Source organism: Microcoleus sp. Aus8_D2 (assembly GCF_036702665.1).
Taxonomy (GTDB): domain Bacteria; phylum Cyanobacteriota; class Cyanobacteriia; order Cyanobacteriales; family Microcoleaceae; genus Microcoleus.
Window position 1 is genome coordinate 22289 of record NZ_JAUBUN010000044.1, and the last position, 24428, is coordinate 46716.

General features: G+C 44.7%; 26 protein-coding genes and 1 pseudogene. 11 read left to right on the plus strand and 16 right to left on the minus strand.

Features of this window, described 5'->3' with window-relative positions:
* Positions 1–333: 333 nt before the first annotated feature.
* Entirely contained in the window at positions 334–3942 is a 3609-nt protein-coding gene (locus tag QUB64_RS26375; protein WP_333275767.1) for an OmpA family protein, read from the minus strand.
* Between the two features lie 120 nt (positions 3943–4062).
* Positions 4063–5160, minus strand: coding sequence for a 4-hydroxythreonine-4-phosphate dehydrogenase PdxA (gene pdxA, locus QUB64_RS26380; RefSeq protein ID WP_333275765.1), 1098 nt, complete (start codon positions 5158–5160; stop codon positions 4063–4065).
* A gap of 71 nt (positions 5161–5231) precedes the next feature.
* On the opposite strand from pdxA, the gene petM reads away from it, so the two are divergent.
* From petM to QUB64_RS26395, 3 genes are all read left to right on the plus strand, one after another.
* On the plus strand, positions 5232–5336 hold the full coding sequence (gene petM, locus QUB64_RS26385) for a cytochrome b6-f complex subunit PetM (protein WP_333275763.1): 105 nt from the start codon (positions 5232–5234) through the stop codon (positions 5334–5336).
* A gap of 196 nt (positions 5337–5532) precedes the next feature.
* Entirely contained in the window at positions 5533–6510 is a 978-nt protein-coding gene (locus QUB64_RS26390) for an NmrA family NAD(P)-binding protein (protein ID WP_333275761.1), read from the plus strand.
* Position 6511: 1 nt separating this feature from the next.
* Positions 6512–7429 (plus strand): NAD(+) kinase, encoded by a 918-nt coding sequence (locus QUB64_RS26395; protein WP_333275759.1) that lies wholly within the window; start codon positions 6512–6514, stop codon positions 7427–7429.
* 104 nt (positions 7430–7533) lie between these two features.
* On the opposite strand, the gene QUB64_RS26400 is transcribed toward QUB64_RS26395, so the two are convergent.
* From QUB64_RS26400 to QUB64_RS33065, 4 genes are all read right to left on the minus strand, one after another.
* Positions 7534–7695 carry a hypothetical protein gene (locus tag QUB64_RS26400; protein WP_333275757.1) on the minus strand — a complete coding sequence of 54 codons (162 nt, stop codon included), beginning with the start codon at positions 7693–7695 and terminating at the stop codon, positions 7534–7536.
* A 285-nt stretch (positions 7696–7980) separates the two neighbouring features.
* Entirely contained in the window at positions 7981–8400 is a 420-nt protein-coding gene (locus QUB64_RS26405; RefSeq protein WP_333275755.1) for a hypothetical protein, read from the minus strand.
* A gap of 3 nt (positions 8401–8403) precedes the next feature.
* Entirely contained in the window at positions 8404–8607 is a 204-nt protein-coding gene (locus tag QUB64_RS26410) for a hypothetical protein (RefSeq protein WP_333275753.1), read from the minus strand.
* Positions 8604–8828, minus strand: a complete 225-nt coding sequence (locus tag QUB64_RS33065) for a helix-turn-helix domain-containing protein (protein ID WP_366930885.1) — start codon at positions 8826–8828, stop codon at positions 8604–8606. The genes QUB64_RS26410 and QUB64_RS33065 overlap by 4 nt, the downstream gene beginning before the upstream one ends.
* Positions 8829–9378: 550 nt before the next feature.
* Between QUB64_RS33065 and QUB64_RS26415 the strand changes: the two genes are divergently transcribed.
* Both QUB64_RS26415 and QUB64_RS26420 read left to right on the plus strand, forming a co-directional pair.
* A complete protein-coding gene (locus QUB64_RS26415; protein ID WP_333275751.1) occupies positions 9379–9924 on the plus strand; it encodes a COP23 domain-containing protein in 546 nt (181 codons plus the stop codon).
* A 394-nt stretch (positions 9925–10318) separates the two neighbouring features.
* A complete protein-coding gene (locus tag QUB64_RS26420; protein ID WP_333275749.1) occupies positions 10319–12157 on the plus strand; it encodes a tetratricopeptide repeat protein in 1839 nt (612 codons plus the stop codon).
* An 18-nt stretch (positions 12158–12175) separates the two neighbouring features.
* Here QUB64_RS26420 and QUB64_RS26425 read toward each other — a convergent pair whose 3' ends face one another.
* Positions 12176–13720 (minus strand): serine/threonine-protein kinase, encoded by a 1545-nt coding sequence (locus tag QUB64_RS26425; RefSeq protein ID WP_333275746.1) that lies wholly within the window; start codon positions 13718–13720, stop codon positions 12176–12178.
* Between the two features lie 569 nt (positions 13721–14289).
* Between QUB64_RS26425 and QUB64_RS26430 the strand changes: the two are divergent.
* A pseudogene (locus tag QUB64_RS26430) lies at positions 14290–14424 on the plus strand (tyrosine-type recombinase/integrase); the annotation flags it as partial.
* A 60-nt stretch (positions 14425–14484) separates the two neighbouring features.
* Here the strand turns inward: QUB64_RS26430 and QUB64_RS26435 are convergent.
* The 5 genes from QUB64_RS26435 to QUB64_RS26450 form a co-directional block, all read right to left on the minus strand.
* Positions 14485–16035 (minus strand): ATP-binding protein, encoded by a 1551-nt coding sequence (locus QUB64_RS26435; protein ID WP_333275744.1) that lies wholly within the window; start codon positions 16033–16035, stop codon positions 14485–14487.
* A gap of 227 nt (positions 16036–16262) precedes the next feature.
* The gene (locus tag QUB64_RS26440; protein ID WP_333275742.1) at positions 16263–16505 is read right to left on the minus strand and encodes a DUF6887 family protein; all 243 of its coding nucleotides are present in this window, start codon (positions 16503–16505) and stop codon (positions 16263–16265) included.
* Positions 16506–16576: 71 nt separating this feature from the next.
* Entirely contained in the window at positions 16577–16681 is a 105-nt protein-coding gene (locus tag QUB64_RS33070; RefSeq protein ID WP_442921718.1) for a DUF6888 family protein, read from the minus strand.
* Between the two features lie 147 nt (positions 16682–16828).
* Positions 16829–16966: a hypothetical protein gene (locus tag QUB64_RS26445; RefSeq protein ID WP_333275740.1), complete on the minus strand. Its 138-nt coding sequence runs from the start codon at positions 16964–16966 to the stop codon at positions 16829–16831.
* A gap of 340 nt (positions 16967–17306) precedes the next feature.
* Positions 17307–17873, minus strand: coding sequence for a GNAT family N-acetyltransferase (locus QUB64_RS26450; RefSeq protein WP_333275738.1), 567 nt, complete (start codon positions 17871–17873; stop codon positions 17307–17309).
* 188 nt (positions 17874–18061) lie between these two features.
* Between QUB64_RS26450 and QUB64_RS26455 the strand changes: the two genes are divergently transcribed.
* Positions 18062–18241 carry a tyrosine-type recombinase/integrase gene (locus tag QUB64_RS26455; protein WP_442921719.1) on the plus strand — a complete coding sequence of 60 codons (180 nt, stop codon included), beginning with the start codon at positions 18062–18064 and terminating at the stop codon, positions 18239–18241.
* A 216-nt stretch (positions 18242–18457) separates the two neighbouring features.
* Here QUB64_RS26455 and QUB64_RS26460 read toward each other — a convergent pair whose 3' ends face one another.
* From QUB64_RS26460 to era, 3 genes are all read right to left on the minus strand, one after another.
* The gene (locus tag QUB64_RS26460) at positions 18458–18790 is read right to left on the minus strand and encodes a DUF5615 family PIN-like protein (protein ID WP_333275735.1); all 333 of its coding nucleotides are present in this window, start codon (positions 18788–18790) and stop codon (positions 18458–18460) included.
* Positions 18787–19017, minus strand: coding sequence for a DUF433 domain-containing protein (locus tag QUB64_RS26465; RefSeq protein WP_006634608.1), 231 nt, complete (start codon positions 19015–19017; stop codon positions 18787–18789). The genes QUB64_RS26460 and QUB64_RS26465 overlap by 4 nt, the downstream gene beginning before the upstream one ends.
* A 168-nt stretch (positions 19018–19185) precedes the next feature.
* Positions 19186–20097, minus strand: coding sequence for a GTPase Era (gene era / locus QUB64_RS26470; protein ID WP_333275825.1), 912 nt, complete (start codon positions 20095–20097; stop codon positions 19186–19188).
* A gap of 508 nt (positions 20098–20605) precedes the next feature.
* Between era and QUB64_RS26475 the strand changes: the two genes are divergently transcribed.
* The gene (locus tag QUB64_RS26475) at positions 20606–21025 is read left to right on the plus strand and encodes a hypothetical protein (protein ID WP_333275733.1); all 420 of its coding nucleotides are present in this window, start codon (positions 20606–20608) and stop codon (positions 21023–21025) included.
* Between the two features lie 374 nt (positions 21026–21399).
* Here QUB64_RS26475 and QUB64_RS26480 read toward each other — a convergent pair whose 3' ends face one another.
* Positions 21400–21666, minus strand: coding sequence for a hypothetical protein (locus QUB64_RS26480; protein ID WP_333275731.1), 267 nt, complete (start codon positions 21664–21666; stop codon positions 21400–21402).
* Positions 21667–22091: 425 nt separating this feature from the next.
* Between QUB64_RS26480 and QUB64_RS26485 the strand changes: the two genes are divergently transcribed.
* From QUB64_RS26485 to QUB64_RS26495, 3 genes are all read left to right on the plus strand, one after another.
* Positions 22092–22649 carry an NUDIX hydrolase gene (locus QUB64_RS26485; protein WP_333275729.1) on the plus strand — a complete coding sequence of 186 codons (558 nt, stop codon included), beginning with the start codon at positions 22092–22094 and terminating at the stop codon, positions 22647–22649.
* Positions 22650–22716: 67 nt separating this feature from the next.
* Positions 22717–23457 (plus strand): ATP-binding cassette domain-containing protein, encoded by a 741-nt coding sequence (locus tag QUB64_RS26490; protein ID WP_333275727.1) that lies wholly within the window; start codon positions 22717–22719, stop codon positions 23455–23457.
* Between the two features lie 232 nt (positions 23458–23689).
* Positions 23690–24340 (plus strand): ABC transporter permease, encoded by a 651-nt coding sequence (locus tag QUB64_RS26495; RefSeq protein WP_333275725.1) that lies wholly within the window; start codon positions 23690–23692, stop codon positions 24338–24340.
* Positions 24341–24428: the final 88 nt, after the last annotated feature.

Below are 24428 nucleotides of genomic sequence, written 5' to 3' on the forward strand. Positions count from 1 at the left end.
CGATATATTTGATAAATATCGACAAATTATCTAAACCCGCCCAGCCCCTACCCAGGACGATGCAACCGGATTTGATATTACCCAATTAGCAATTACCAATTACCAATTACCAATTACCAATTACCAATTATATCCCTTTGATTCTGAATTTGATCTGATGGAGTTTTGTCGGGGCCATTTTGCCGATATATTTGATAAATATCGACAAATTATCTAAACCCGCCCAGCCCCTACCCAGGACGATGCAACCGGATTTGATACTACCCAATTACCAATTACCAATTACCAATTACCAATTCCCCATTACCAATTTTCCATTACCAATTCCCAAATTTAATTTACCACCTCAAATATGACCAATCTGCTCAGCCCCAACGGTTGATTAGCCTCCACACCTTCCGGACGGCCCTTAGTAGAAGCAACTTGGATTCTATTGCCATTTATCCCTTGTTTAACCAGAGCAGCTTTCACATTTGTCGCCCTTTCCAGCGCCAACTTTTGATTTTCCGCAGGACTGCTGTTAAAATCGCTGTAACCAATTATCCTCAAATTCTTCGTGCTATTTTCCTCCATATATTCCTTGATTTTTATCAGCTTTTGTGCTAAGTCTTTCGGCGACAAAATTGCCGAACCCGCACCGAAATAAAGGCGAACTTCTATTGGCGGTGACGGCGGTTCAGTGCCTATTCCCACTGTATTTGTTACAGACTTTACCCCCGGAATTTTCTCAAAAGCTTGAGTTATTTTCTGAGCATCTGTCGCTTGGCTCACGCTACCTGAAACGGCGACTTTTCCCTCTGCATAGCGAGCCGAGATATTAATGCTTTCTAATTTATTCAAAAGAGCCACAGTTCGCTTGACATCGGCTTCGGCTAAAACCGGATCTGGAGGCACTTCAACGGCTATAATTTTATTGTCAATTCTTAATTGTGGAGCCGATTGCTGAGCGATTTTTTCTGCTTTCGCTCGCAGCTTTTGATTCGGAACTCGTCCCGAAATCTCCAAGACTTGATCTTTAACATCTGCCGCCAGGCGATAAACTGATAACTCGGGAGCAGATTGTAAAGCTAAATTCGTATCTGCTTCTAAGCGGGCTGCAACTCCGCTGCGGTATTGATGAATTCCCCAAGGTACGCCAATTAAACCTAACGCTGCTAAACCAATAATTGGTAAAATTTGCCTTTTGGGAGATTTAACTTTTACATCGGGATCAATTAACTTTTGCAAATTCAAGTTTACTTCTGCCGGCACAGTAGTTGGATCGCCGTTAAATGCCTGAATTCGAGCCCCGTATTCTTGAACAATATTTTTGAATATCGCTCGCATTTTATACTTAAACCACTGGCGGGTTCCTCCTTGGATTACTACTGCTAGATAACACGAACCGGCTACTTCCAATACTATCGTAGATGTCCCGTATTCTATGGCATCAATCTCTGCAAGATTTCCCGATTGAGATATGCAGTCGTTGACAAAAGAGCGAATAGCAGTCAGCATCCCCGCTATCATTTCTGATTCTAGCTGTTCGCTTTCAGACGGCTGCACTCCTGAAATTACCAATCCCGATTTTGTTTGAATTAAAAATACAGCTTTCACAGTCAGCGGTGTTGTTTCTTTCATCAGCAATTCTGCTTCAGAAATTCCCTGCAATTTGGCTTTGATTTTGCGAGTAATTCCCTCTGGGCTTAACGATGATTCGAGCTTGTCATTAATCTCCCGCATCGTCTCGGCCATGTATTTTAAAATTGTGCTGCCGATGATCGGATAAAGCGCATCCGACATGGCTTCTTGCTTGAGAGCGATTTGTTGTTTGATAGCGACGGCCATTTCCGGTGCGATCGCCATTGCAATTTCATCAGGAACTTCACTGATTCTGTGGCTGATTCCTACAGAAATAGCAGGCGATATGGCTACTCCCATCGAGTGCCTGTTTTCTCGGGTTTTGGTATTAATTACTTCATCAATTATTGGAGCTATGGTTTCGGTAAATGTTTTTCTACACTCATTAATTGTTTGGATCATCAGTCCGGGAAAAAGTAGTTTAATTCTGGCAACTAATTCTTCCTGATTTCCTCCCCATTCCGCATCAGTTATTTTGCGATCGAGTTCCCCAACTTTATCGTTTAGTCTGTAATTGTAAGTTACAACTTCATCTAATAATGGTAAAATAGATTGGATTACCGACTTTTCTAGTTGGGAGTGATGGCTAACCATCAGCTCGTCAATCAAAGGTTTCAGTAAATCTGTAAACAAGTCGGTCGATTGATAAATCCGGTGTTCGATCGCCACAATCTTTTGTTCGATCTTCCCGAGTCTTTCATCAATCCTTTTATTCTGAATGATGGCATCGACAGCCGGGGCGATCGCAGATTCTATCTCTAGCTTTGCTTCCCGGATACTTCCGGACAGCATTTCTACGATCGCGGGCATGATTCTTGCCATCAACCCTTCGATCTCGCCTAAAACTTGCTGCTGAACTTCGACGATTTGATGTTCATTCTTTAATATTTGTGCTGCAATACCGCTGTTTTGAATAGCAGTATTGACAGCAGGTGCGATCGCCTCTCTCACCTCGAACTTTGTCTCGTCTATTTTGCGGTTCAGCGACTCAATCATTAACGGCATCAACCGTGCCATAATTTCTTCCGGCTGAGACTTTTGCTGTCGCTGAAGATGATTGAGTCTACTTTCTACATCGCTCAATTTTCCTTGAACTTCTCTTTGCAGAATTGCTGATTCAATCAAAGGTTCGATCGCCGCTGCTACCTCTAATTTTGATTCATCGATTTTCCGGTTCAGCAAATCAGTGATTGCGGGCATTAGCATCGCCATTATCTCTTCCGGCGTCTGAATTGGCGACTGTTGGGTAGCCAGCCGGCGTTCGATGATGCTCAATACTTTTTCTTCTATTTCTACCCAAGCTATTCTTACCTGTACTGAGGGTGCGAGTGCTTCTACAATCTCTAACTTTAATTCACTAATTTTGCGATTCAGCAACTCGCTAACTACCGGCACTAGCTGCTTGATTAAATCTTCCGGTTGCTGCTGGGAGCGCTGCTGAATATTCGCAAGTTTATCTTCAATTCTTACTACTTGTTCTTCCAGTCCGTTTTGATTGTCAATTACTTGATTGATTGTTGGTGCGATCGCCGCAGCTACCTCTAACTTAGACTCCTCTACCTTCCGGTTGAGCAGCTCGCCCACCACCGGCATCAGCCGTTTGATTAACTGTTCAGGATTTGGCAGTTCCTGCTGGTTGAAGTTAGCAATTTGATTTTCCAAATCCGCTAATTTTGCCTGCAATTCGAGGCGATTAATTTTATCGTTGCTGGCCAGTTCCATCGTCTTGTTTAATTCCGACTTCAACCGCTCTAATTCTTCTTTCACTAGCTCAGGAACTAACGGCTTCAGTAAATGCATCAATTCTTTCGGTTCAGACATGAGCTTCTCAAAATTTTCTAACCTTTGTTCCACGCTAAAAACATTACTATAAAATTCCGGCAAATCCCTTTCAAATAGCAGTTTCTGCAACCGCTTAAACTCCTCCACTGCTTGTTCTAATTGTTCCTCCGACGGTCGATAATTCTTTGCTACATTCGCGGTTATAGATAAACCTGCTTCCTCGTTTTTGTTTTCTCGTCTTTGAGATGGTATCTCTTCATGATGATTCAACACTTCCGGTACAATAGCCGGTGATTCGATCAAAAAAGACAATTGGTGGCGCCGATTTTCCTCATCCTCAAGTCGCTCGATCGGCTTGTCAGAAAGCGGTAACTTCAGCTCGCTTGGTTCCTTTTTAGATTGCTTCAATAAGTGCAATTCAGTCAGTATGATTAGCAATTCGTGAAGTTGCTCTCCAGCTTTAGGAATTGCCTGAGTCGCATCAGAAACCTCTTTTTCTGACTGATATATTTTGCCTAAATTATCATGAGATGCTGCCATACTGTGCTACCAAAATCTGATTTTAACCGCTCGACTAAAATGACCAGCTTGCTTGTCGCCTGACGCCAGCGAACATCAATAGGAATGACACAATTTTGTGCAGTGTCAGACGTATTAAGGCTATCGCCCTATTTTAACTGCTGCTCTGCGACTAGCCAACTGGGCCGCCAACTGCAACGCTGCTGTCATGCTGGAGGCATCGGCAATTCCTTGACCTACAATATCAAAAGCTGTGCCGTGATCGGGAGATGTGCGGACAAAGGGTAAGCCAATTGTAGTGTTGACTGCTTTGTCGAAAGCCATCAATTTGACAGGAATCAAGCCTTGGTCGTGGTACATTGCCAAGTAACCGTCGTGAGCTTCTTTGGCTAAGCCGTACCAAACTTTAGCCGGTTTTACCCACATGGTATCCGGGGGGACTGGCCCGTCTAATTGCACTTGAGGAAAACGATCGCGCTGCGTTTCCAACCAAGGTATCATCCAATCTTGCTCTTCATTTCCCAGTTTCCCATTTTCGCCGCTGTGAGGATTTAAGCCAGAAATCGCAATTTTTGGTCTTTCCAACCCAAAATCTTCCCGCAAACACTTTATCAGCAATTCTAGTTTTTCGCTCAGCAATTCTGGAGTCAAAGCCTCGGGTACTTGACGCAGGGGAATATGTGTGGTAGCGAGTAAAGTTACGAGTGTCCAACTGCTGTGGGGAGATGTGGCGGCAAACAGCATTCCGAACCGCTGCGATTTCGCCCTTTCTGCGAGTAGTTCTGTTTGTCCGGGATAATTGTAACCCGCCGCCTGCCAGCAAGTTTTGGAAATCGGGCCGGTGACGATCGCACAAAATTCGCCGGCAAGGGTACGGGCGATCGCTTTTTCCATATAATCAAAGCTAGCTGCCCCACTAGCCGCATTCCCGACACCGGGGATAATTTCGCCCCACTTGCTGTCGGGTTCGATATCAATAATGTTTAATGTTGCAGGATTTGCCACTGCTGTGGCTGGATCGATCGATCGCAACCGATCGTAAGTTTGCTGCAAAATTGTCCTAGATCCGAAAACCGTCACCATCAAAGCAGCAGCCGGATCTGCCAAAGCCTTGAGAATCACTTCCGGGCCAATTCCCGCCGGATCTCCCAGAGTTACAGCTAGTTTTGATTCCCGATCGAGACTCAAGGCAGTTCTCTCCAACAAAATACAGGAATTTGGGCACTGAAATTTTAGCATTTAGCTAGCTGATTGCCCCAAATGATATTATGTTGACTTAACTGCGATCGCCCAATTAGACATATAGAACCATGAATCCTGAATTTTTCAATGCAGCCTTTTTGTCCTTTTCCCTAATTTTCGTGGGTATAGGCGGAGGCTTCCTCCTGCTCAAACTGCAAGGCGGCGAAGAATAAGTTTTTGTAACAATCATTCAGAAGTCTTCTAGGTTAAGCCTTCTAGCTTCTGCCTGCGTCCCCAAGCCAGCCTGCTGCCTAGGCTCTCAAGCCGAAAATGAGAAATCTTCAGGTTTTTGTTAAGTTTTTATAAAAAACATAACGAAAACCTGATACCATCTTATAGAAAGTTTAAGATTCATAAATTAATCCCTAGATGACTTTATTGATTGTAGGAGCCACCGGCACCCTCGGCCGTCAAATAGCCCGCCGCGCCCTAGACGAGGGCTACCAGGTGCGCTGTTTAGTCAGAAATTACAGAAAAGCGGCCTTTTTGAAAGAATGGGGCGCCGAACTCGTACCGGGGAACCTTTGCCAGCCCGACAGCTTGATTCCTGCACTAGAAGGCGTCACTGCTATCATCGATGCAGCAACAGCCAGCGCGGCAGATTCTGTCAGCATCAAAAGAGTAGACTGGGACGGAAAAGTATCGCTGATTCAAGCAGCAGCAGCAGCAGGCATCAAGCGTTACATATTCTTTTCCTTTCTCGACGCCGAGAAATATCCGCAAGTCCCCTTGTTGGAAATCAAGCGCTGTACCGAGCTGTTTTTAGCAGAATCCGGTCTAGACTACACAATATTGAGACCTTGCGGCTTTTTACAAGGACTGCTAAGCCTGTATGCAATGCCGATTTTGGACGGTCAGGGAGTCTGGCTCCCCAACAAGCCGTCAGCCCTTGCTTACATGAACACTCAGGACGTTGCGAAGTTTGCCGTCCGAGCCCTTTCCGTTCCCGAAACCGAGAAAAAAACCTTTCCGGTGGTGGGAAATCGCGCTTGGGATGCTGAGGAAATCGTGCGGTTGTGCGAGCGGCTTTCTGGCAAACAAGCCAAAATCACCCGCACGCCAGATGCCTTGTTGCAGGCTACCCGTCAATTTGCTAAGTTCTTTCAGTGGAGTTGGAACGTAGCTGACAGATTGGCTTTTTCAGAAGTTTTAGCAGCCGGAAAACCCTTGAAAGCTCCGATGGATGACGTTTACAGCGTCTTCGGAATCGACCCCAAAGAAACTACTACTTTGGAGTCTTATCTCGAAGAATACTTTAATCTGATTATGAAGAAGCTCAAGGAAATAGAGTACGAGCAGCTCAAGACTAAAAAACGGAGTAAACAAAAAATGCCCTTTACATTTTAAAGTGCCGAAAGCTGGGATTATATACAACGACGTTAAACCAGTCTCTTGTCGCATCGCCGAAGAGTTGAAAGACAAGCTGACTGCTCGCGGCTGGGAGGTCTGTGCGGTTTCCGGTGCCGGGGGAATTTTGGGCTATTCTAGTCCCGATCGCCCCATGTGCCACACTCCGATCGACCAACTTGTCCCCCCCGGTTTTGACAGCGACATGGAGTTTGCAGTGGTTTTGGGTGGCGACGGCACTGTGCTGTCGGCATTTCGCCAAGTTGCTCCCATCGGAGTGCCGCTGCTGACTGTCAATACCGGTCACATGGGCTTTTTAACAGAAACTTACCTAAACTTGCTCCCGCAAGCTTTGGAAAAGGCGATCGCTGGAGAATACGAAATAGAAGAAAGATCGATGCTAGCCGTGCGGCTGTTTCGAGAAAACGACTGCCTTTGGGAAGCGCTTTGTCTCAATGAAATGGTGCTGCACCGCGAACCTCTGACTTGTATGTGTCATTTTGAAGTGGCGATCGGTCAGCACGCATCTGTGGACATTGCCGCAGATGGAGTAATTATCTCGACTCCGACAGGATCGACGGCTTACGCCCTTTCTGCAGGGGGGCCTGTAATTATTCCCGGGGTGCCGGTGCTGCAATTGCTGCCCATTTGCCCGCATTCAATGGCTTCGCGGGCTTTGGTGTTTTCTAACACCGAACCGATCAAAATTTTGCCTGCTAGTCCCAACCGCCTGGTAATGGTGGTAGATGGGAACGGCGGATGTTATGTTTTGCCGGAGGATTGGGTGCAAATCGAGCGATCGCCCTACCCAGCCCGCTTTGTTCGGATCAAATCTTTTGAGTTTTTCCACATTTTGCGGGAAAAATTGGGTTGGGGTTTGCCTCACATTGCTAAACCGAGTTCGGTTGAGTTGCCTTAATAGTTGTTGTTGACACTCCCCGACTATCAAGGTACGGGGATTGTTGGCTCAACCAGATGGACAAAGCCTTCTTGTTGAACGTGCCGAATTTAAGTTCTTGACTGCTATTGAGTAATGCGAATCGAATCTTGAATTTGCTGAACTTGCTTTTCAGTATCACTGTCAGAGTAAAGGGTCTGTAGCATAATTGTTTCTTTTTTCCCTGTGGCAACATAGGTGACAATGCCTGCGGGAAACCCGTCGTCATAGTATTCATACAATCGCACTGCTTTTTTACCGTTAATGGTTAGACGTTCGGTCTTAATCGTAGCGTGGGTAAATAGCCAACTTTCAAATCAATACTTCGGACAGTTTTTTAAAGCCCCTGTAAGCTTTACAGGGCAAGCCATTTTTAACACATTTTTTGAAAGTTAGGACTAGACTTAACTGTCAAAAAATAGTCCACAACTAAGCCCGCCTGGGTTTGGGGTACTCGATTAGCCCCTAAAACTGTCCGAAGTATTGGTAGATAAAAACCCGGTTTCTTTGGCTAGATGTATAACTCCTGTTGGTTAAGCTGGAGTATAATTTTTAACTGCATCGCTCTTGACGAATTCTTGATAAGCCGATTCATCATCAAAGGAGTCGATCGCAATCTGAGCTTTTGGCATTACCATCAACGGAGATTGAACGGGGACATACTTGCAATATCCGATGATAATCGCCTCAAACTCATGAGTCGGTATAGCAGTTGGGTACTCCTCAACCCTGACAACTTCCCAGTCTCCTGTACGATAGTGAGTGCTAGAACCGGAACCATCAGCGCAGTGAAACTCCAGCAATCTGTACCCAGGCGCGGGGATGGGTTGATTGGATGAATCAAAATACTCTGCAAGGATATCAGTGTATGCTCCAGTGTGGGCTAACAACCGATTATCTTCCCCCTCATCTTCAGTCAATTCGGCACGAAAAATTATGTACTTTCTACCCATTGGTTAATCCTCCTCGGTTTCTTCCATGTAATCGGGGAATTCAGTTTTGCCATTAAAAATGCAATCCCACTTGAGAACGGGATTATTTTGGTTGCGCTCAATCCGTAATAACCTCCAACTATATTTCTTTTCCATTGCTGTGCATCGCCAGCGATCGGTAACAGAATGGCTAGAAGTGACTTGTTCGGGCTGCTGGTTTTCGCTCACGATGCTTCTAACTCTCCATCGCTGACTCTAACTAGCAAATCACCGACTTCGCAATTTAGAACCTCACACAGCCGATCTAAAGTGTCCAAGGGAATAGATTTTGCCTTGTTTCTCTCAATTTTTTGAATGTTAGCCAGGGACATCTCTAGTATTCTAGCTAACTCGTTTTGGGAGATCGATCTTGATGTCCTGACATCTTTAAGCCTGATTTTCACAACCATTAATTAATAACTACTCAATTAATACTTTAGCGTACTTACAGTAGTCTAACTATTAGTATCTCTCATGTAAAGACTACCAATGAATATGTAACTATCATCAGCCTAACCAGTCATAGTCTTACTACTGGTTGGTATACTAGCTGTAGTGCCAAGGAGGAGACGCGACTGCACCGCCTGCTGCTAAACCTTACGGAAAATCGTTGCTATCAAAAACTTTGAAAATTTTGAGGCACATCAAGACCTCACGCATAGCGCACATACAGCCATAGTGCAGCAACGAAACTCCCCCAGCAGCCCTGCCTTGCTAAGGGAGGGGAGCAAGATGATCGGAGATTAACAATTACCTCAGAAGTCAACCTCACCACCACTTTTAAAGCAAAACTGAGATGCTCCTAGACAAGGCCCGACTGTGCAAATTACTCAAAATTATATCAAATCAAGAATTACCATAAATTCGAGGGTGCAAATTTAGCTCAACTGTGAGATAATTCATTAAAATTATCAATCGTTAATAAATTCAAAGCTAATCTCTCTGTGAGATTTTAGAAATATGGGCATTACTATGAAGTCCAAAGTTCTGACTGGACTGCTGACAGGCTTAGTTGTCTCGCTCAGCACAAGTGCGATATTTTGTCAACCCAGCCATGCGGGAAATAATAGCTTTTTCTGTGCTGTTCTCAACAGACAGCCTGTTACCTTGGCTCGCACCCCGCGGGGCAACGTGCCGATGGTTCGCTGGGTTTCTAACAACTATTTTCCGCCACCGTGGACAGCAGAAAAACGCTGTCAAGAAGTAGCTAAAAGATTTCAGCGAAACTACGATAACGGTACTCTCAAATATATCAATACTGGGAGGCTGAACGGAGAATCGGTGGTTTGTGCTGCTCTTAATAAAGATGATGCTTGTACGAATAGAACTTTGTTATTCACTCTCAAGCGAGGAAGTGATGCTGACGCTACATTGCAAAGATTAATGGATCGTCGTGGGTTGGCATCTGGATATATTTTATCTGAAACAGGGTCTGGTTCTGTTGATGTGGATAGATATTTAGATGATGTACCTGTTGAGGATAATGTTTCTCCTATTTCTCCTTAATTCATGGCTGATGAGAAACCGGGTTTTCCCCCAAAACTTTCGTTGGAACCCAGAGATTAGGTCAAAAACCCGGTTTCTTTGGCCTTAACGAGTGGTGAGAAACCGGGTTTTTCCCCAAAACTTTCGTTGTAGCCCAAAGATTAAGTAAAAAACCCGGTTTATTTGGCCCTAGCGAGTAGTGAGAAACCGGGTTTTTACCCAAAACTTTCGTTGTAGCCGGGAGAAACCGCAAAAAACCCGGTTTCTTTGGCCCTAGCGAGTGGTGAGAAAGCGGGTTTTTTTCCAAAATTTTCGTTGTAGCCCGAAGATTATCTAAAAACCCGGTTTCTTGGGCTTTCATGCCTAACTCGTGATTTATTTACAGTAAAAAAACACTCTATTTCACATTAAATTTATGAACTTCCATCACGGACTATCAGCAGCATTAATTGGTGTAACTGCAACTATTGTCATCGCCAAACCGCCCGCAGTTTACGCCATATCTGCCGATCGAGTCAGTCAAATTGCCAAATCAATCACTGTGCTGATTGACAGTAAAGAGCCTGGTTCGGGAGTAATTATCAAGCGAGAAGGCAACACTTACACGGTTCTCAGTGCGCGTCACGTTTTCAAAGATCCTCAAGCTAAATATGAGATTGTCACGCCGGATGGTAGTCGCTATGCCCTCATTTACAGCAGTGTGAAAAAACTGCCAAGTGCTGACTTAGCAGTTGTAGAGTTTACTAGCAGTAAAAGTTATACAGTTGCTAAGATTGGGAATTCGGATTTGGCGACGGAAGGGAAAGCGGCTTATGTGGCTGGATTTCCGAAGACTTCAGCGGCGATTAATACGTCAATTTACAATTTCACCGATGGGCGGATTACTGCTAATGCTTCTAAGCCAATAAATGATGATGGTTATAGTTTAGTTTATAGTAACAATACGCTGCCGGGAATGAGCGGCGGGCCGGTGTTGAATGAGAATGGCGAGGTGGTGGCAATTCACGGGAGGGCGGATACGAGGGCGGCGGAATCTAGCAATATTAATGATAAGATTCAAATTGCTAAAACTGGTTTTAATCTGGGGATTCCGATTAATACGAGTTTGAGATTGTTGGCTTCGGCAAGGGTGGATTTGGGGGTGAAGGTTCCGAGTGCTCCTGTGGCGACTGGGCCAAAAGCTGATGATTTTTATATTCAGGGTGGGGATAAGCGGGAAAAAGGAGATTCTCAAGGTGCTATAAATGCTTACAATCAAGCGATTCAGCTTAATCCTAATTATGCTCCTGCCTATTTTGATCGGGGTAATGCCCGTCACCAGTTAGAAGACAATCAGGGAGCGCTCGCCGATTACAACCAAGCTTTGCAAATTAATCCTAACTATGCTGAAGCCTACAACAACCGGGGTATAGTCCGTCGCAACTTAGGAGACAAGCAGGGAGCGATGGCCGATTACAACCAAGCCCTGAAAATCAACCCCAACTTAGTGGCTGCCTACACCAACCGGGGTAATGCCCGCTCAAACTTAGGAGACAAGCAGGGAGCGCTCGTCGATTACGACAAAGCCCTGAAAATTGATCCCAACTATGCCGATGCCTACTACAACCGGGGAATTGCCCGCTATGGTTTGGGAGACAATCAGGGTGCGATGACCGATTACAACCAAGCTTTGCGAATTAATCCTAAGTTTGTCTATGCCTACTTAAACCGGGGATCTGCCCACCTTGGTTTAGGAGATAAGCAGGCAGCGCTCGCCGATTACAACCAAGCTTTACAAATTGATCCTAACTCTGCCCCAGCCTACAACAACCGGGGAGTAGTCCGCCTTGGTTTAAAAGATAATCAGGGTGCGCTCGCTGATGTCAACGAAGCTTTGCGAATTAATCCTAACTTTCATGAAGCCTACTACAACCGGGGACTTACCCGCTATCAATTAGGAGACAAGCAGGGTGCGCTCGCAGATTACAACGAAACTTTGCGAATTAATCCCAACCATATCATGGCTTATCTCACCCGGGGTTTTATCCGATCCGAGTTCGGAGACAATCAAGGTGCCAGCGCTGATTATAGCCAAGCCATGCGAATTGATTCTAACAATACCATTCAGCAAATTAGACAGTTATCGAATGGTTTTAAGTTAGAAGACAGGCAAAGGGTAATTGCGGTGATCCAAGGAGTGGCAAAACTTTTTGAACAGCAAGGAAACAGAGAGCTATACAATAAAACCATCGAATTAATCACAGAGTTGCAATGAATAACTGCACCAATTCCACTATTTAACTTCCAGCGACTTAATCACCTTGTCAACAATCGGCAAAAACTTCTCATACTTCCCCGCTTCCGCCACATAAGTAATCGAATAAGCCTTATTATTTTTCAGCGTCCAAACCTCCATTTTTTTTAACTCCAAATTCCCTTCCTTAGCCGTATAAACAACTTTGTACCCATTCTTTCCTGCTAGAGTAGATGCACCTTCTTCAGTAATCTTAATATTTTTATCTAAGTTCGGGATTTCTTGCTTAGATAATTTGGTAAACTCATCCAGAGTCAAATCTTTTGTAGGTTCAGCCGAGACAATCAGAAGTTCTTGAAACCCATCGCTATCACTTTCTTTAGGTGAAATAAACTGAACAACCTCTTTGCTAATTGCGTTAGACTCTTCCTGTTTGTTCCAAGTATCGGGATATTTCATCTTAATCCCATTGTCTGTATTTTCATAACTCGCAAAATTATCCGCAGCATCCAATCCCATCATTTTTCTAATTTCTGGTGTAAAAAATGCCCCTACACCAAATATGACAGCCACACAAACCCCGATTATACCTATTTTATGATCTCGCGTCCAGGTATTCATTAATGTGAATAAATTAGGAGATGATATTACAGTAGAAGCTACCGGAGTAGCAACTTGTCGAGTTCTCAAGTTGTTGAGAGCTTGCAATACTTCTGCTGCTGACTGGTAGCGATCGCGAAAATGATAGCGCACCATTTTGTTTAAAATATTAGCCAAAGTATCGCTAACTTGTGCATAATTGCGCCAAACAACTTCACCATTAGCATCTTTGGAAAACTGGTGAGGAGATATGCCAGTAAGACATTCAATGCCAATCATGCCAACAGCATAAATATCACTACAAAAATTAGGATGTCCGTCCTTTTGTTCCGCAGGCATATAGCCCTCTGTGCCAATCGTAACAGTTGGCGGAGTATGTCCCCCGGAATTAACTATTTGAGAAGTAACTTGTTTGACAGCCCCAAAATCTATTAAAAATATTTTATTGTCAGAATTGCGCCTCATTAAATTAGGAGGTTTAATATCTCGGTGGATGACTTTGTGCTGCTGAACAAATACTAATATTTCGATAATATTCTGCAAAATAGCAATAACTTCATACTCGCTAAAGCGTTTACCAGGAATAAGTTCTTTACTTAAATCTCTACCCTCAATTAACTCCTGAACCAAATAAAATTCCTGATTTTCCTCAAAGCTATCCAAGAGTTCAGGAATCAGAGGATGAGTCCCTAAGAGGTGGAGGGTTTCTGTTTCGGTTTTAAATAAACGTCTAGCTATCTGTAGAGTCTGCGGATCGTTATAATATGGCTTGAGTTGCTTGACGACACACCGAGGATTACCCGATCGCTTTTTATCTTCAGCCAGGTATGTCTGACCAAAGCCACCGCCTCCCAAGTGTTTTATGATGTGGTAACGTCCTGCGAGTGTTTGTCCCAGCATGAGATTTAGGTGAGTAGCAGTAGTTTGCGGACTGAACTTTTTAGTATCATAGTGCATATCGCGGGCGATCGATCTCTTGTGCATCTCACTTTTGGCGATCGGACTTACGCACGGGTAGTCAGAAACCGGGTTTTTTAGGAAAATCCTTCGTTTCAGCCCGCAGATTCAGCAAAAAACCCGGTTTCTTTGGCTCGATGGCTAACTCTTGTTAGTTCAACTGCAATTCTTGATAAGCCGATTCATCTCCAAAAGAGTCGATCGCAATCTGAGCTTTTGCCATTACCATCAACGGAGATTGTATTGTGGAGAAACTAGATTATCCCGAATTGGTGGAGAAAATCCTGGAAACTCGCACTAAAAATCGATCGCCCAACGATACAGAAATTCACTTGATATTTGAGAGATTCGGGCTTATCTTTCCTATCTTGCTACTGACCAAAAAATTACTCCTTCCACTCAAAATATTGCGCTTTGGGCACTTTTATTCCTTTATCGTCAAGTGCTAAGGGTCGATCTCCCTAATATTGAGAATATTGAAAAAGCTAGACAAACTCGGCATTTCCCTGTTGTTTTGACCCGTGAAGAAGTGAAAACTCTGTTAAGTAATATTGAAGGGGTCGAGAATTTAGTAGCCAGCTTATTCTTTTGCCACCCAACTATTAGAAGTCGGTCACGATATTCGCACTGTACAAGAGTTACTCATACACAAAGATGTGCAAACAACGATGATTTATACTCATGTATTAAATCGAGATGGACGGGGTGTGAAAAGTCCACTTGATGGGTGAAAGAGAGTCGATCTAACACTCTCGGCGATCGCCAAAATCGAGACATTCATCAGAACTTCTTCACGCACGAATCAATGTAATCGATCGCCCCATAGGAGTAGTATGAATTTCAGTATTCAACCGCTCTTCTAATTCCGGTGCATTATCTCTGCGATCGAATATCACCAACCAACCGGAATCTTGTCCCAATCGTGCCAAATACCCATCTAACTGTTCCAACCCTTTACTCAACGGATCGACTTTCCGAGTCCGCCAAACTTTTAGCTCAATTCCCAAAGTTACTTCACCATAACGCAAACACAAATCCATTCTGTCGCGCCCGATCGCATATTCCCGCTCCAATGTTCCCCCACCATTAATCACCCGATGCAGAAATGCCATCAATACTAAATGCGGGGCAATTTCGGGGTAAGACGCACTTTTGAGTAAGGGCTCGCCATGTTGCAGCCAAAATTCTAGAAAAGTTTTGAGTAATGCTTGGGTGTCTAATTTGCCTTCTGATGTCAACCAACTCGGTGCAATTTGCGGCAATGAAGCCATTGGCGTTACGGTGAGCACGCGGGGCAAAACTTCGCGATAAATTGGGTTAGCGATCGTCAATCCACCCTGAATATCCATCTTACACAAACCCAAATCGATTAAAAACTGAATATCATCATTGGGGATATTGCCCAGTTCCAAACCCGCCAACATCGGCTCGATAATGGCTTTGACTCGGTTTTCTCTGAGTCGTTCTGCCAAGCTATCCAAATGCGTATCTTGTCGTTTGATTAGGATTTCTTTAGCTGATAAAATATGTTCCGGGGTAATTTCTATAGATTCATCTATCACTAATTCTTCGACAATTTCCTTAGCTAAAGCATTCACCAACCAAGGTTGTCCTTGAGTGAGTTCAAAAGCTAAGGCTACGGCTTCAGGTGTAAAAACTTGTCCGGTATCTTGGGTATGTTGCGCGTAGAGTTCGGCGACTTCTTGAGCCGTAAAATCTCTGAGAGTAATCGATCGCACTTTAATATTAAACGGACTGGATGTATAGAGTCTATCGCTGCCACCCGCAGCCACTTTGTAATCGCGAACATCTCGCAAACCAATCAATCCGATAGACTGAGGAAAGGCACGAGGACGAGAGGGATAACCATTGCGTAACTGACGCAAAACGGATAGCAATATTTCATTTTGGAGCGAATCAATTTCATCAATGAAGATTGCTAAAGGGCGAGGTGAAGTTTGTGCCCATTGCCGCAAGGTTTCTTCAATTCCTTGTCCCACCTCCATCTCTTGTTTTGCTGGCGGATGGAGCTCCGGTGGCAAATATACTCGCGCCTCACTTCGCCAAGAACTTAAGATGGCTGCTTGGGCTTGTTGTGGATTGTCATTAAAGGGCGAACCTAACTCCACTGAAACCACGATCGCAGTGTAGCGCCCGCTATCGGTGAGTTGCTTGGCTAAAGCCAGCATGGCGGTCGTTTTACCAATTTGTCGGGGTGCGTGGATGACGAAATAGTTTTCTTGGGCAATGAGTCGCTCTAAATTCGGGAGGCGACGGGTTGCCGGTAACATATAGTGGATGTCGGCGCGACAAGGGCCGGCTGTATTGAACCAACGCGGCATAGGTCAACTGGGGCGAATGGGGCTGCTCTCAGTTTACTGTACTGTTGTTGGAATGGGTTCTATTGTTAGTGGGGGTTTGTACCGACTCATAGGGTCTGATGAGAATCTCCGCTGGAATCCTTAATTCTCGATCGAGATTCCAAATCATCTCCAAAGTCAGGCAGCGTTTGCGAGATAACGGCAAAACGCAGTGGCGGCAAGTAACACCGCAACGAAGCGAAAAGACTCTATTCCGTCCGCTCCACTGTGTTGTTAGCTGGCTGGCTGCGACGCGATGCTTCTAATTTCTGCCGAATTGCTGCCTGAATTTTAGCGTCAAAATCGGGATCGCTTGGGCTGGCAATGATTGATTTCGGACGCTGACTGAACCTGTCTAAATATGCCTGACAAGCCGCTCCATCTTGGCGATTTTCCAGAAAGTACCGTCTCAATTCGGCATCGCTCATAGCATCAAAATTCACTTGGCTCATCAGAATACCTCCCCATTCGGTACAATTTCAAACTCAACGTCTTCACCAGATCCAGCTAGAACGTATACGTTTCAAGTACGACGATCGATACAAACCAGATGAATCGGTTGCAACATGATGAACGTTAACTGATAGCTGACGCGATATAAACTCTCTAATTGAGCAGTAGTTGGCATTTCGGTCACTCACTCCACCTACTGCCTATTTTAACAGGTGCTCCGAGTTCAAATGAACTCATCAGTTTACTTTACTGTTGTTGGAATGGCGTTCTATTTTTGTTAAGCGGGGGTTTGTACCGACTCATAGGATCTGATGAGAATCTCCTACGGAATCCTTAACTCTCGATCGAGCTTCCGAACCATATCCAAAGTCAGGCAGCGTTTGCGATCGATATATTCTCGTACTTCTGCGAGTTTAAACCATGTCTCTCGCTGAGTTAATTCCTTTAATGATTCAGACATATCATCTCAATCCTAATCTTTATCAGGATGTAGCGGCTGGGGCATTTGGGCTCTCCCGAATGCTTGGTGTAAAAAGTAACGAATCATACAAATCCTCTCGATAATGAAGGCTCAAAATCTTGATGCGGCTATATTATAACCTTGTGTTATCACCACAATTACGGGAGAGCCAATCAAATGTGAATTGGATTGGATTGCCCCACAGTTAATTTTTAGGTCATGCCGCAACTGATAACTTAAGCGGTCGAACGGCTTGGGCTTCAGTGGTGGTAAAGATATTCGCGTCACCACCAGAGTATTGAGACCATCCACTGCAAGCCCTTGTTGGGCCGCTTAGCTATTAGGCATCCCCAAGCATTGCTTCCCACTCTTCCTTCAATAGTCCATAAAGACGGTCATCGATATATCGGCCATCACGGTAGATGTGTTTGCGTAACAGCCCTTCAAGTTTGAAGCCGTTCTTCTCCAAGACCTTCCAGGAGCCTATGTTGAAATCATAGACTTGCGTGTACAAGCGAACCACTGCAAGTTCTTTAAATGCATACTTCACAAAGACACGAACAGCGTCTGTCGTAATTCCTTGTCCCCAATAAGGTTTAGCTAGCCAGTAGCCAAGTTCGGCGCGATGCGTTTGGCCGATTTCAATATCGCCTATCCCTACGGAGCCAATCAGATAACCGTTCGATTGGCGAATAGCAAACAGTTGTTCCTTGCCCTGTTTTTCGGCCCCGGCTGTACATCTATTGATCCACTTTACAGCGTCTTCTTCCGAATAGGGGTAAGGAATATTGCTGGTTGTCTCATGGATGGCCTTTTCTTTGAGATGTTCCACAAATGCCGCTTTGTCATTCGGCTTAACACCGGATAGGTAGAGCCCATCGCGGACATACAACTTGTCGTTCGGCATCTTTGCGTGTCCTGTGGAAGTGTCAGACTATGTGCATTATTCTCGGCAAATTGATTGGTTAGCCGCCCAACTTATAATTGTATCGCATTTGCGGTACAATACTGGATATAATCGAATAATGAAGACATCACTTGTCGGAAGACCGAATTCAAAGAGCTGTCAAAAAAGCTTTAAAAAAGTCATAAATTATTAAGAATGCTAGTCCTCATACTCTACGTCATAGTTTGGCCACGCACCTATTAGAAGCCGGTTACGATATTCGCACTGTACAAGAGTTACTCGGACACAAAGATGTGCAAACAACGATGATTTATACTCATGTATTAAATCGAGGTGGACGGGGTGTGAAAAGTCCAATTGATGAGTGAAAGAGAGCCAATCGAACACCCTCGGCTATCGGAAAAATCGAGACATCGATCGCAACTTCTTCACGCTCGAATTACTGTAATCGATCGCCCCAGATTCGTTGTATAAATTTCAGTATTCTACCGTTTTTCCCACTCCGGTGCATTATCGTGACGCTCGAAATTCTGTTTTCGACCTTTGTAAAAACCGTGAAAATAAGCCCAAAGCCATCGGTACAATTATGATAAAGCAAGCAGCGATAAATTATCATCTTCATAAAATAATTCGATCGCGTCGAACTCCCGACGCAGCAAATTTTCAACTTGTGAGGTCGAACAGTTTCCAAGGCGAAGCCAAATAACTTTCGGTGGATTTCCAAATACCAAGCTCAGATCGTGCATATCCGCGTCTTTCGAGACAATCATCAAATTATTGTCCTTTGCATAATCCCAAACTATTGGGTCGATCGTTGCTTTCATTTCCACATCTCGGACGTGAAGCGAATTTGGGAAAATATCGCTCAAACGGTTCGGTAACTTGGGCGACAAGTTTTCATCAAAAAGTAATTTCATGCCGATAAGGTCGCAGTCATAAACCGACGCTCGCGGTCAGCAGCATAAGCTATACAGGCTTTTAAATCTTCTCGCGTCAAATCGGGGAAATCGTCGAGAATTTCTGCTTCAGTCATCTCGGAAGCCAGGTACTCAAGCACTTCATAAACCGTAATTCGCAAGCCGCGTACACAAGGCTTACCACCGCGTTTATTTGCTTCGATCGTGATGTGGTTTCGGTAGTTCATAAAAAACACTCGGTAATACCATTTTTATGTGAAGCTGCATAGAATGTATCCTTTACAGGAAAAGATTTCAGGCTTCCCATTCTGTGCAGCTTCATACAGAATTACTATAAGTGATAAACTTAGCGTCTTCAGACCTGAGATGGAAACGATCGACCAACTCTCAAAGTTTTATTCTTCTACCCGATAGCCCAATTCTGCTAAACGAGTGCGGGACTGCCGCCACTTCGGCTGCACCTTGACAAAGAGCTCCAAATATACCTTACCCTCAATCAACTTTTGAATCTGTTCGCGGGCCGCGCTGCCGATCGACTTGAGCATACTGCCGCTTTTACCGATTAAAATACCTTTTTGGGAATCCCGTTCGACGTGAATCGTCGCCAGAATCCGCGTGATTTTCGCTTCTTCTTGAACGATGTCGATCGCAATTGCTACGGAATGTGGCACTTCTTCCCGCGTCAGCAGCAAAATCTGTTCTCGAATCAACTCGCCCATAATAAAGCGTTCCGGCTGGTCTGTTACCAAATCGGGCGGATAATAATAGGGCCCAACCTCCAGATGTTCGATTAATAATTGTTGCAGCGGTTCGACACCCTCGCCCGTGAGAGCGGAGAATTTTACTACAGGCCACTCTGGATTGACAATTTGTTCGTAAGTGCGATCGATCAACCCAGAATCCTCCGGTTGTTCGTCTAGCTTATTCATCCCCAAAATCACCGGAACTTGGCAATTGCTGAGAATTTCGATAATATATCGATCGCCCCCGCCCGATTCCACCGAACCATCCACCACAAACAGCACCACATCCACAGACTGAATCGCAGCGCGCGCATTCTGCACCAAAACCTTACCCAGTTGGTGGTGCGGCTTGTGAATTCCCGGAGTATCGACAAAAATAATTTGTGCTTCCGGCGTCGTCAGGATACCCCGCAGCCTGTTGCGCGTCGTCTGAGACACCGGCGAAGTAATCGCAATTTTCTGCCCCACCAACTGATTCATCAGCGTCGATTTACCGACATTCGGGCGCCCGATAATACCCACAAAGCCGGATTTGTACCCCGCCGGAGCCGCGGGAACACCCATAATTTCCGATAAGTCTATAATCTTGCTATCTTCCACTAAATTCACCTATTTTCAAGCCCCTTCTTTGCCTATTGTCGCCTGAAAATACTCAAACGGCGATCGCTCACTCTAGCATCTTTCTGGCTCTGGTATAGCGCGTAACACTCTTGCGGGCGATCGAGCCGTCAACCACTGTTAAAATGCGATACGCGATCGACAAAACTTGATATCTGACACAAAATTTGATAAAGTTCCAATGACATCGATCGAAAATGAATCATTCTGGTAAAACCGAGTCCCCAATGCTGTAACAACTTCAGATGTGTAAATCTATTACTCAAATGAAACAATTCTACAGTTGGTCATACCAACCAGTTTTAACATTTTTGAAGATGTGTGGTAATAAATTAGGTGGGTAAAACTCCAGATATAAAATTCATTAGCATCAGATTTGTTCTCAATTGAAGCTAATGTTTTTGGAGCCAATCTAATTAATGCTAACCGTCATAAAGTTGAGGAGATGAATCGGATGAAATCGAAATTATTTTGGAGTTGCTGCACCGTTTTGGTAGCAAGCTTGCCTATTCCCAGCTTCGCTCAAACAGCCCCCCAAGCAGGTATTGACTACAAAGGCGGCTCAATGAAGTACCAAATGGTACCGGGCAAAATTCCTGAAAGAACCTTACCCAGAGCCTTTGACTTTCCAATTATTACCAATGTTGCTACTGATACTAGCATCACCACGGATCACCTAATTACCGAGCAGTTTCGCGCGCCCGCGACTCGTACAGAATACACCCGCGCTCTCACCACTTGGTCAGAATCAATCAGAGAATGTCTGGGTAAACAGCCCCGCTTGATCCGGGCGAGCACCAAGAACCCGATTCAGATTAATGGCAGAGTAGGCACGATTGTCAGAAATGCAAATAACCGTGCAGTTTGCAAATAAGCGAGTAAGTTCCGCTATCTGAAAACAAAAACTAAACAGTGTTTTTGCAACAACAAAAAGAGCAATAGAAAACCTATTGCTCTTTTTGTTGACAAAATGTCAATTAATTGGTTCGTAGTGAGGACTTTAGTCCTTAGTCTTTAGTCCTTAGTCCTCTCTGCTATCAGCAAATATGGTTCACTCGCAGATGGTCATTGCGAGGAACTAAGCAATCTCCGTATCTATTTTTCATGGTTTTTTTCTGTTGGAATCTCTTAAGTGAACCGTATTGCGCTATAAGCTGTGAGGTAATAAGGAGGCTCTGCCTCCGGATCTGCGTTACCAGGCAGAGCCTGGTAACAAGCAAACAAGTAACAGTTATTAAAATTTCATTCCTAAGTAGCACAAAATTCATTTGTACTCAACAAAATTTCCCCATAATCAGGAATCCAAGCCAGCCACTTGTCCTCGGAGTGCTGACACAACAGCCACGCTTCATCAAAACTGAATGCTGTTGGCGGATTGAACAATTTGACCCACATTGAAGGAGCCAATTTGGGTGCAGGTACGGCGCAGCCAAATTTTGCCCAGTCGAAGGCACTCGCGGCGCTGGCTAGGGTTTGTTCAGGTTGCCAAGTGCGAATATCTGTTTGCAGTTGCATAAATACTCCTGTTGAGCTAAGAGTCTACACTCCTTGCCCGGTTTCAACAACCCCGGCGAAGGCGCAGATCAACTTCATTATGTAGTCTATGCTACGGAATTTTCTTGGAAAATGTGAAACGTTGTAGCAAAAATTTACAATCGAGAGGGAAAAATCAAGTCAAAGCTGAAAAGACCGATCGACTATTGGGGCGATCGACAATTATCAATTACGATCGATAAAAACGTCTGATTTATAGCAACCGCACCCGACGGCTAGGAAGTTTTTAATTCCTCAGTCTTGGACGCACTCCGACTCTTAGAAACCGGGTTTTTTACCCAATCTGTGGGCTGCAACGAAGTAGACGCACAAAAACCAGGTTTCTGGGCCTCATGCAATATCCATCCGTTACATCCATTAGATCCGTTTCCGAACTTCCTGCCAAAATGAACTCAACTGAAAAATCCCACTGGAAAACCCTAGACAGATTTGTTGAAATCAACTCTAATTGGGTAAAACTAATTGGCGAACATCTCGAAACAACCGAAGGACAAAGAGTAGAATATTGGCGAGTAGAAAGAGCCGATTCAGTGGTAGTCTTAACAATTCAAGCTGACAAATTGCTATTTCCTCCACCAATGTATCGCCCCGGCGTAGCAGCAGCAACCCTCGACTTTCCCGGCGGTCGCTTACCAGAAGCCACAACGCCAGCAGCCGCAGTTCCAGCTATAATCAAAAAAGAACTAGGCGTGACAGAAAGCGCGATCGCCCGCATCAAACCAATCAACACCACAGGCTGGGAAATCAACAGCTCGTTCTCCAATCAAAAACTCTACGGTTTTGCAGCAGAATTGCACCCGACAGCCACCGTAAACCCCGAACTCATCGGTGCTGCATATCCTGTAACCCCCGACGGAATTCGCGACTTGCTCAAAAAATTAACTTGCCTTCAATGTCGAGCATTATTGCTAGAATGGCAAAACCAAGACGATTTTAGATTTTAGATTGGGGATTTGCAATTCTCGACGATTGACGATTTATTAAATAAAACCAATATCACCCAAACTAATCATGCCTGTCAACAATCGTGAAGTTGCTGTCGAATGCCTCGACGTTACATATCGCCTCAACCGCAGACATTTAGTAGACAAACTCAATTTTAAAGTGTTCCAAGGAGAAGTTTTAGTATTGCTGGGACGCAGCGGCAGTGGCAAAACTACCACTATGAAATTGATTAACAATTTGCTGACACCAAGCAGCGGCGAAGTGCTCGTCATGGGAAAACCGACAACTCAGTGGGATGCCATTCAACTGCGGCGAAAGATTGGCTACGTGATTCAAGAAATCGGCTTGTTTCCCCATTTTACCGTCGAGCAAAATGTTGGTTTAGTCCCGAAATTGGAAGGCTGGGAGGGCGATCGCATTAAATCTCGCGTCCGCCAACTGTTAGAATTAGTCAACCTCGACCCCCAGCACTTCGCCAAACGCTATCCCCATCAGTTATCCGGCGGACAACGACAGCGGGTAGGCGTAGCCAGAGCACTTGCAGCAGACCCTCCGCTGCTGTTAATGGACGAACCGTTTGGTGCTTTAGATCCTATTACTCGCCTGGAATTGCAGCGGGAATTCTATCAATTGCAACAGCAACTCTCTAAAACAGTGATTTTTGTGACTCACGGCATTCAAGAAGCTTTTTTTTTAGCATCTAGAATTGGTTTGATGCAAGACGGAAGGTTGGTTGAATTGGCGGCACCGGATGAATTTATCAAATCTCAGCACCCAGAAGCTCGCGCATTTTTGGAATCTTTTTAATTAGCTAAATTTGAATGCTGTTAGCAATCAGGAATTACCCAATGATTAATTTCATTAACCGCTATGGGACTTTAGTCCGCATCAAAAAAAGTCATGGGCGTAGCGTCAATTACCAGTAATAAAAAAGGTTCGTAGTGAGGACTTTAGTCCGCATCAAAGAAAGGACTAAAGTCCTCACTACGAACCAATTTACTGTTTTTTCCTATTAAATGATATTAGTAGCAATAACGAAATGATAGAATTTATAAATCGGTACGGTGCGGAGATAATTAAGCGCGCGATCGAACACTTGTATTTAGTAAGTGTTGCAATTTTGATAGCGATTGTTGTCGGGATTCCTCTAGGGATTTTAGTTACGAGAAAACCGAAATTGAAAAAGCCGATTCTGGGATTTGCGAATATTATGCAAACAATTCCTAGTTTAGCTTTGTTTGGTTTGTTAATTCCGGTGCCAGTTTTAGGCGGAATCGGCGATCGCACGGCAATCATTGCCCTCACTCTCTATTCGCTACTGCCGATTATCCGCAACACTTACACGGGCATTGTCGGCGTCGATCCGGCAATTCGCGAAGCCGGCACAGGCATGGGAATGACGGATATGCAACTGTTGTGGCAAGTGGAACTTCCCCTAGCCCTGGGCGTGATTCTGGCGGGCGTGCGAGTGGCGGCGGTAATTGCGATCGGGCTAGCAACCATTGCCGCAGCAATTGGTGCTGGTGGCTTGGGCGTGTTGATTTTTCGGGGCGTTGCTACAGTCAACAATCAGTTACTTTTAGCAGGAGCAATTCCAGCGGCTGCGATCGCATTAGCTGCGGATTTTGGGCTGAGTTTGGTGGAAGGGCGCCTCTCGAAAAGTACGCTAAGGAATGTTAATGAAGACTGAATTCCTCACTACTGAGATATTGCATGATTATCAAGAACAGGCAAGATGCCTGTTCCACAAAACATTAAATTTCTTGTGGGGTGTCCCG